Annotated in this window: 10 protein-coding genes; all 10 read left to right on the plus strand. The window is 29.8% G+C overall.

All coding sequences use genetic code 11. The features are described from left to right. Nucleotides 1-3: 3 nt before the first annotated feature. The 10 genes from VZL98_11855 (at nucleotide 4) to VZL98_11900 (ending at nucleotide 9,416) form a co-directional block, all read left to right on the plus strand. Nucleotides 4-417 carry a hypothetical protein gene (locus VZL98_11855; protein ID WVH63366.1) on the plus strand — a complete coding sequence of 138 codons (414 nt, stop codon included), beginning with the start codon at nucleotides 4-6 and terminating at the stop codon, nucleotides 415-417. A 2-nt stretch (nucleotides 418-419) separates the two neighbouring features. Beyond that, complete coding sequence (locus VZL98_11860; protein WVH63367.1) at nucleotides 420-1,157, plus strand: hypothetical protein; 738 nt, start codon at nucleotides 420-422, stop codon at nucleotides 1,155-1,157. A gap of 725 nt (nucleotides 1,158-1,882) precedes the next feature. Further along, complete coding sequence (locus VZL98_11865; protein WVH63368.1) at nucleotides 1,883-2,029, plus strand: hypothetical protein; 147 nt, start codon at nucleotides 1,883-1,885, stop codon at nucleotides 2,027-2,029. A 58-nt stretch (nucleotides 2,030-2,087) separates the two neighbouring features. Further along, nucleotides 2,088-2,681: a hypothetical protein gene (locus VZL98_11870; protein WVH63369.1), complete on the plus strand. Its 594-nt coding sequence runs from the start codon at nucleotides 2,088-2,090 to the stop codon at nucleotides 2,679-2,681. 745 nt (nucleotides 2,682-3,426) lie between these two features. After that, nucleotides 3,427-3,906, plus strand: a complete 480-nt coding sequence (locus VZL98_11875; GenBank protein ID WVH63370.1) for a sigma-70 family RNA polymerase sigma factor — start codon at nucleotides 3,427-3,429, stop codon at nucleotides 3,904-3,906. Beyond that, complete coding sequence (locus tag VZL98_11880) at nucleotides 3,906-5,153, plus strand: DUF4367 domain-containing protein (protein WVH63371.1); 1,248 nt, start codon at nucleotides 3,906-3,908, stop codon at nucleotides 5,151-5,153. The genes VZL98_11875 and VZL98_11880 overlap by 1 nt, the downstream gene beginning before the upstream one ends. Before the next feature lie 66 nt (nucleotides 5,154-5,219). Then, the gene (locus VZL98_11885; protein WVH63372.1) at nucleotides 5,220-5,645 is read left to right on the plus strand and encodes a hypothetical protein; all 426 of its coding nucleotides are present in this window, start codon (nucleotides 5,220-5,222) and stop codon (nucleotides 5,643-5,645) included. Between the two features lie 20 nt (nucleotides 5,646-5,665). Further along, on the plus strand, nucleotides 5,666-6,364 hold the full coding sequence (locus tag VZL98_11890; GenBank protein WVH63373.1) for a hypothetical protein: 699 nt from the start codon (nucleotides 5,666-5,668) through the stop codon (nucleotides 6,362-6,364). Between the two features lie 540 nt (nucleotides 6,365-6,904). Then, nucleotides 6,905-8,131: an IS256 family transposase gene (locus VZL98_11895; protein ID WVH63374.1), complete on the plus strand. Its 1,227-nt coding sequence runs from the start codon at nucleotides 6,905-6,907 to the stop codon at nucleotides 8,129-8,131. A gap of 286 nt (nucleotides 8,132-8,417) precedes the next feature. Then, nucleotides 8,418-9,416 (plus strand): transposase, encoded by a 999-nt coding sequence (locus VZL98_11900; GenBank protein WVH63375.1) that lies wholly within the window; start codon nucleotides 8,418-8,420, stop codon nucleotides 9,414-9,416. The last annotated feature ends 180 nt before the right edge of the window (nucleotides 9,417-9,596 follow it).

The following is a 9,596-nucleotide window of genomic DNA, read 5'->3' on the forward strand; positions in this document are numbered from 1 at the left end:
GTGATGAAAAAGAATAACAGAATAAAACTATTATTGTATTGGTTATTATATGGGATAGTACTCTATGTTGGCATCTATTTAATACCAGAATCTAAATATTATTCCAGTTTAAGAGGAGACTTTAGAGTCACAATACCTCTGCTAGTATTATACGCAGTTGTTTTTTATGGTATTTGTGGTTTTTTGGTCGGTATTATTATTAGAAAATTTAATTTCCGAAATGATAAGATAGTTCTTATTATCATGTCATTAGTAAATTTTGTTTCTTTAATAATAGTGTCATTATTTACTAAAACATCTATTGGTACATATATGATTCCATTTCTTAAATTGTTCTATGGAATGTATTTTTTAAATATAGTTTTAGCAACCATTATGATTCATGAACGAGTAAAGGAAACAAATAAAGGAGAATAAATATGAAGAAGAGCAATTGGATAAAAAAAGTAACAAAAATGTTTGTTATGGTACTGTTAGCACAAGTTATTTTTATTTCTGTTCATGCAAGTTGTAACGAAGGAATAAAAACAGAACAAAAAATAGATGATATTATTTCTAATGGAAACACAATTGACGAAATCTCAGCGGTTTTAAAAGGTGATAATGGTAAAATTTTACCAGTTCATGTTTATGTTAGTAAAAAAGTAGATGACAACATGCCTTATACTGATAGATTAACTTTAAGTAACAAAGAAGCATACAAACAAGAAGAATTAGAGTATGCGTTGGAATTGGATTATAAAGCATTCAGATACACTTCAATACTTGAGGATGAAGCATGGGATCAATCAGGTGGTGTTAAAGCATGGGGGAAGTTAAGTTTTGATACTTATAAAGGGAGCGTATTAGTTAAAAAATTTGAAGGAACTTGGACGAATTATGATGCACCGGGAAGTACTTTAAGCAATCAACATGTTACGATGGCAACAATCGGGAAAAGTACAAAATCCGGATTATGGGTAAATCAATGGAAAAAAGTTCCCGTTAATTCATCATTTACAGTTTACTCATATTTTACTGATCCTGTTGATCCTAGTTATGGAGGAGGAAGTGCAGGAGGAACGTCCGAAGTAACAATCAAAAGACCAAATGGAAGTAGTTGGAAACTGTATTTAACTTTCAATGTATTCGATACTATGCCAGATCCTATTAAGTAGTAATTATAATATCAATACTTTGAGAAAGTTTTAATCGTGACTACCATTATCTTTCATTTATAGAAGTATATTATTGCTCAGTATTGCATATATGAATAATCTATATACATCGTTTGTTTTAGAAAATGCAGTATTAATAGTTTTATTTTCAATAATTATAGTTGTTATGGTTTATAAGTTTTTAAGATTCAAGATTTAAAAGCAGTAACAATAAAATTCCCATATTGTCATTCTTTATAATTTTATGACATAAGGAATTTAATTTAGCTTTTAATTATAATTGAATAAATAAAGCTACGGCTTAGTATATAATATACTTATAAAACTATCTTACTTCAGGCAATCTATTCTGCCTGAAGTTTTATTATAATATGCTTTGTGAAAATTGAGATTCTTAAAGTTTTTGAATTACCCTATTTGTGGTTTTAAGTGAAGGTAGAGAAAAAAATGTCCCTTTTTCGGCTTTAAACAGTTATATAAGTAAAGAAGTGAAATAATCTTGAACCTATAGAATTTATTATCTCACTTCAAGATAAGGACAAAAAATCTAATTAATAAAAAGATGGTGTGGAGTTTAGTGTATTAATTTCAAGAGTCACTATAAGTGGAAAGATGTACCTACAAAGAAATATAAATGGTGTTTGGACAAAAGCAAAAGTTGGTAGGGATAATATCACCACTTATACAGGTAGTATTAGCTTATAGAAAAAAATGGAGGTTATCATATGATTAACAGATGCATAGGCAGGTATAAGAATGGAGATGTAGATTCAGTAAATGTGAAAAATATGGAACAAGTATACATGATTTTATTTTTTATAAGATTAAGTATCGATAAAATTCATAAGGAGCTACAATATGAAGCTATTTAATAAAATTATAATGTTAATAATAATGTTTTTTATTGTTTTTTCATCAATAATTCCAGCTATGGCATATAATGGTGTATATGAACTTACAGAGACTCAAGAACTTCAAGAAGTACTTGACTCGGCATTTGAACAACTAAAGGAACAGAATGCTGAGCATATGTTTCCGTTGTTTGAAAAAATGATTAGAAGGCAATTTAATCTTTCCAACGAAATTGAAAATGATTATGAAAGTATAATTTTAAGTAATGAATACTATACAAGTGATGGTACCGGTGGAGTAATCAAATATCATTCACCATGGGGAGATGTAGATATTGTTGAAACATACTATGGGTTAACACAAACGAGAGACTTATATTTTGAGTTAGTCGATCCTGGGAGCACTTTGACATCGATATTAATAAATATCCTAGAAGAAATTGCTGGTTATTTTAGTTTTCCGATAGGGACATTAAGAAGTCATTTTGAAAGAACAGTAACAGTTCCTGTCAAAAACTTATATAATGCTAATAAAAGAGCAGTACTATTTACATCAAAGGATAATTTTGATATGGGGAGAGTAACTACTGTTGTCAGCGAGTGGAGGAAATTTCCTGTTATGTCTAGACCAAGTGGTGCAACCAATGTACATGTTAAAACTTCATTACGATAAATGGAAAATAAAATTTATAAAAATGTAGTATTTATAATTATATTGCTGACAACAAATACCTATATTGATAGATTAATTAATAAAGTGTTATTCTTCCCGATAAAAGAAGATTTACAGTTTTTGTATATTTCTATCATAGCTATATCAGTATCTATTTACTTTTTGATTTTTATTACAGTTTTAGAATATTGGAAGCTAAGTAGAATTTATCTACTGTTACTCAGTATTGCATATATGAATAATCTATATACATCGTTTGTTTTAGAAAATGCAGTATTAATAGTTTTATTTTCAATAACTATAGTTGTTATGGTTTATAAGTTTTTAAGATTCAAGATTTAAAAGCAGTAACAATAAAATTCCCATATTGTCATTCTTTATAATTTTATGACATAAGGATTTGATTTAGATATTAATTAAAACTTTGTAACCTGGACTTCGGCTTAGTATATAATAAACTGACAAAACTATTTTATTTCAGGCAGAATATTCTGCCTGAAGTTTTTATGTAATGAGGTTTTTGGTAATTATGATTCTTAAAATTTTTGAATTACTCTATTTGTAGTTTATAATGGAGAAGGAGAAAAAAATGTCCCTTTTTCAGTTTAAAACAGTTATATAAGTAGAGGAGTGAAACAAATTATTTGAGTTTATTTTTAATAAGTCAAATATAAAAATGCTCAATATGATACCTATAATATTTTTTACAATATCTGAAGACCACTGTTTTTGGTTGGATGATATTATGAGTAAATACCATAAAAAATTGATAAATATAGCCATGGGCTATGTGAAATATAAAGAATCAGCAGAGGATGTAGTACAAAATTCATATATTATCATAATAAAAAATATGGATAGAATTTTTAAACTATCACCCTCTCATAGGATTGCATATGTAACTACAATTGTTAAAAATGAGTCAATCAACTATATTAAAAACAGTAAAAGGGAAATCAGTACTGACAGTATAGATACATACATGGTCACAACAGAACCTGGACCGGCAGAAAAACTTATAAAAAAAGAGAATGAAGAAGCTCTAAAAAGAGCATTACAAAAATTAAGTGAAGAAGAATTGTACTTCATTGAGTATAGATATGTCAAATCTTTGAAATATTTAGAATTGGCAAAACTATTCGGTATCACAGAAGAAGCGGCCAAAAAGAGGGGTCAAAGAATACTCAAGAAACTAAGAAAATATTTAGAAAAGGAGCGAGATTGATGGCAATATCTATTGACGAATTACTAAATAGAGATTTACAAAAAGTCTATGATGAAAGATTAAGTAGACTAAATACAATTGAAAGTAAAATAGATAAAGGTGATCTGGATGTCAGTAGATATGATGAGTTAATCTCTATAATAAATGCTCTTCCGGAAACAGAACAAATCATCCTCTTAGCAATATACGGATTTGGTTTTTCAGTTCAAGATACAGTAGCAATTTATAATAATGATGTAAGTGAGGGATATGTAAGATATCTTAAAAATTTTTTATCTACAAGGCTTAAACTTTCCGGACAAATTTCGGATGTTTCATTAAAAAATGTATGTAATCTAATTTTAAATAATCATCCATATAAGGAAGAAAATATAGTAATAAAGAGATCTGGATTTAAGAAAGTGTTAAATAAAGCTATACTGGTTATCCTTATCACCATTGCCAGCTTCACATTAGCAATGGTTACGAGTGCCGACTTTAGAGAACTTATTCTAAAGTGGACTATAAAAGATCGAGTTAAATACTCAGATATAGCCATTAGGACTGAAGAACTACCCGAAGAACACCCAACAGATTTGGAAAGCATAAGTATTGACTATGTTCCCAATGAATATGAGTACTTTGATTTTTGGGAGAATAAAGACGAAAAAAATTATATCTTTAAAGATGGCGATAAGGAATTAAACCTAAATATAAGTCTATTGGACAAAAGAAAAAATGTTGATAAAAAAGATACCGATACAAAGAAAGTAAAATTCGGAAAAGATGACGCATATCTCATCACTAAATCAAACTACAGAGAACTGGTATATGCAAAAGGAGAACTTTCAGTAACAATAAAAGGAGACTTAACGGAGGATGAAATTTTTAGAATAGGAGAGGACTTAAAACTAACAGACTACAGAGCACCTGAACCGGTTCCACAGGACTTAAGTAGATTTATACTAGGATATGTTCCTGAAAGATTTAAGTTTGATAAGGTTACGGGTGATGATTATTCTAAATCACATCATTATTTATATAGAGAAGAGTACTTGACGATTGAATTTAGTGTACCGAATTTGCTGAGTAGCGTTGATACGGAAGACACAGATATTAAAAGGATAACATATGGTGAGGGAGATGCTTATTATATGGTTAAAGGGAATGAAAAAATCTTAGTATATGAAAAAGATGGTGTTGTGATAAAGATATTTGGGAAGTTAACAGAAGCAGAAATTTTTAAAATTGCAGATAATATAAAATAAAATGTCCCTTTTTTATGGCTAAACAGTTATATATGTAAATAGACGTTTATTTAAGGAGGATTTGAAATGAAAAAAGTTTCAGGTAATTTTTTAATCTTAACAACAATATTTATGCTCACTTTTGTTAACGCAAAAGCAAGCTATCTAGGAAACGTTATTAATAAACAAAGTACTTTTTTAAACCAGATAATACCGATGTATACCGATGTTGATAATGTTCGATCTAACATATATTCAAGTGGAGTAACTGTTAACCTTAGCGTGAAGGTAAATACATTAAAATCGACTGTCGCTACTAGTGGAACGATATACTTGCAGAAAAAAGTAAATGGTGTTTGGATAACAGAAAAAAGTTGGTATGCTTCTGGAACTGGATCCCATACGATTACCAGATCCTATACAGGTACCAAGGGATCAGAATATAGAGTTAAAGCAGTATTAAAAGTCGGTAGGGATAATATTACTACTTATTCAGGTAGTATTAGGTTATAGAGAAAAACGGAGGTTATCACATGATTAATAGATGCATAGGAAGGTATAAAAACGGAGATGTAGATTCAGAAAATGGAAGAACATTATGTATTTTCTTAGGTCCAATCAGTGTATGCGCGGATGAAGTTGTTTCTAAAAATGAATTTGAGGAGAGTATTAATGAAGTTCCCTCATTAGAAGCTATTCTAAAAAATGTAAAGCTACAACTAGAATTACAAAAAGCAGAAGATTTATACGAAATGTTCGAAGATATAATTACTAGAAAGTATAATAATATTCACAATGGTTACAATACATTTGAGAATGAAGATTCAATTGTACAATATGGGAAAACATTAACAAGTGGGTCTGGAAAACTCTATTATCATTTAAACAATAAAGAGTTAGAATTTACAGATTTATATTTAAGCGCTAATCAAACTAAAAAATATTATAATGATTTAGTGAGAGCTGATTATGGTAATAGTATAGTAGAACTAATTCTAAGTTTAATTAATAGTTCTATGTCTTTTGGCTTTTATAAACAACATGTGCTTATTAATCCATTGCATGATATTATTAATAGTGGTACAGGTAGAGCAAATATTTTAAGTAATATAGATAATACGGATATGGGTAGAAAAACTATGATTGTTATTGATTGGGGAAGCAGTTATCCTTATATGACATATCCTAACGGAGCAAGAGGATTAACATCAACTACTCCATTAAATTTTTAGAAACGAGGTCTTTTGAAAATGAAGAATTATTTCTATAAAAATACTATGTTTATTACCTTATCAATAATTATAATGGCATATTTATTAAATATGACAAATTTTTACCTTTATAATTTTGAAAATATGTCTGAATATCATGTAGCAATGTTTTATTATGCTATAGTATTCATACTTTTACTAACTATTTTATTATTTATAATATTTATTATTTCTTTTAAATTAAATAATAAATATTTTTTATACTTGATATGGTTATATCTATTAATCTTTGTTAATATTCTAAGAAGAAGAAATCCGATTTTTAATGCGATTGATATCAAATTAATGACCATTTGTGTTATAAATGTTATAGTACTAATTTTAGTATATTTCAAAGAAAGAAAGTATAATTGATAATAAATATGTGCTATCCCAAAGTTACTGAAAAAGTCATGATAAAGTCTATATAATGGTGTAAATTAGTTTTACAAAAAAATATGAACCATCCCCAACCTTTTGGTATAATAGTTTCACCACAAAACTAACCAGGAGGTAAAAGAGATGGTCTGGCTATATTTTACACTAGATTCAGAAATAATTAAAGGTTTATTTTCAGCTTCAGCTAAAGAAAATGCTATTGCAAAACTCTTAGAATCAATTTTAAACCAAGTTTTAGAGGCTCAAGTTACTGAGGCAATCGGAGCTGAGCCTTATGAACGTACTGAAGAACGTACATGTTACAGGAACGGTTCTAGAGTTAGACAAATTAAAACTCGTGTAGGAACGTTAGAATTGCTAGTACCAAGAGTTAGGGGTGGTGAGTTTTCTCCTGATTTATTCAATCGATATCAACGAAATGAACAAGCTTTTGTACTGGCTATGATGGAGATGGTAATCCAGGGTGTCTCCACAAGAAAAGTAACAAAAATCACCGAAGAATTATGTGGAACATCATTTTCAAAATCAACAGTATCAAACCTCTGTTCAAACTTGGATCCTTTAGTTGATGAGTTTCGAAACAGACCATTAGAGTCACAATATCCTTTTATCGTAGTTGATGCTATGTATTTAAAATCAAGAGATGCAGGAAAAGTTAGAAGCAAAGCTCTAATGATTGCAATAGGAGTTCGCTCTGACGGTATCCGTGAAATTCTTGGTTTTATGTGTGGTGATAGTGAGACTGAACTAGGATGGAGAAACTTCTTTTCATCATTAAAGGATAGAGGATTATCAAATGTTGATATAGTTGTTAGTGATTCACATAAAGGCTTAAAATCTGCAATCCTTAAAGAGTTTCAAGGCAGCTCATGGCAGAGGTGTCAAACACATTTTAGTAGAAACATACTTGATGTATGTCCTACTAGACTACAGCCTGAGATAAAAAATCGATTAAGAGAGCTTTATGATGCGCCAACTACAGAAGTTGCCAGAACAGTATTAAATGATATCCTTGATGAATACTCAAATACTGCACCAAAGGCTATGGAATTACTAGATGCTGGTTTTGACGACATAACCCAAGTATTAAATATTCCAATAAAGTATCGAAAAAGATTAAGGACATCAAATATCATTGAACGTCTAAATCAAGAGATTCGTCGTAGAGAACGAGTAATACGAATATTCCCAAACGATGAATCCATGAACCGTTTAATTGGAGCAATATTAATTGATTTAGATGAGAAATGGAGTAGCGGGAGAATATGGTTGGATATGCATGAATACCATGAATCCAAACAAGATCAAGCCGAGCTTCAACAAGTTGAACCTACAAAGGTAGTTGCATAAGTCTGAGTTTAAGCTAATGCACCGCCAGCCTTGCACCAAGAACTTAAAAAACGGTAAGTGTTAACCACCGAAGGCGATAAACTCACAACAAAATGGTGTAATTATCCTTCGTTTTTTTAGTGTACCATTTTTTAAGTACTTGCCACAAGGCCAAGCCCTTCGGGTGGCTGATGTAATACCTCAGGCTCCAAATCTACAAAAAATCAAAAAAAGAAACTGCTAATCAAAAGGTAAGATAAAACAATTTACACACTAATTTGCACTTGACTAGGTTGTTAAAGTAAAAGTGAAAAAAGAGATAAGATACTATCAAAAAAAGTTAGAAAAAGAAATAAACGAAGATAGAAAAAAACATGATAAAAAGCCATTTGATCCTAAAGATAAAGATGAAGAACTAAAAGAAGTAACAAAAAGCACAACAGATCCTGAAGCAGGACTATTCCATAAAGGTGAACATAAAGAAGTATTTGCATATAGCGTACAGACATCATGTGATAAAAATGGATGGATATTAGGTTTTAAATCATATCCTGGAAACTTACACGATGGAACAACATTTAAAGATTTCTTTGATGAAAAGTTAAAACGATTGAACCCTAAAAAACTAGTTATGGATGCAGGCTACAAATTCCCGGCAATAGCGAAAGAACTGTTTGATGATGGCGTATTTCCAGTATTTCCATACACAAGGCAAAAAACAAAACCAAAACTAGAAAACCCATTCTACAAAAGAGATTTTGTGTATGACGAATACTACAACTGTTACCTTTGTCCAGCAAATGAAGTATTAGGATACTCAACCACAAATAGAGAAGGATATAGGCAGTACAAGAGCAACCCAAAGATCTGTGTAAACTGTGGGTACCTAGGAAGGTGTACAAGTAGTAAAAAACACCAAAAGATAATAACTAGACATATCTGGCAAGATTATCTTGATATCTCAGAAGAATACCGGTATACATATAAAGGGAAAGCAGAGTATAAAAAGAGAAAAGAAACAATAGAAAGGCAATTTGGGAGTGCAAAGGAATATCATGGATTTAGATATACCAATATGGTAGGTATAAAGAAAATGGATATGAAAGCAGCACTTACTTTTGCGACCCTAAATATGAAAAAGTTAGCAATAATCTTAAGTAAAAGAGATAAAAAGCCACCCAAAAATAATGGTGTTTTAAGAAAAATATTGAACTTTGCTAATAGATTTGTCAAAATAGAGCAAACCCTGATTTTAATCAGGGTTTGTCTTCAGTCTGGCATAGGAATTTTTCCTATGCTTTTTTAAAATTTTTAAGTAAAAATAAAAATAATAAATAAATATCAGTGAATCAATAAATAGAAAAGTGCTGTGAAAGTCTATATACAGGGATTTAATCAGTAAAAAAATATTTAACAAAAAGCTTGACAAAGAACTTTTAAACTTGTATACTAAATAAGCTGTCTCAAAGACGGCATGGTATATGTA

The sequence above is a fragment of the Peptoniphilaceae bacterium AMB_02 genome, assembly GCA_036321625.1.
GTDB lineage: Bacteria > Bacillota > Clostridia > Tissierellales > Peptoniphilaceae > Microaceticoccus > Microaceticoccus formicicus.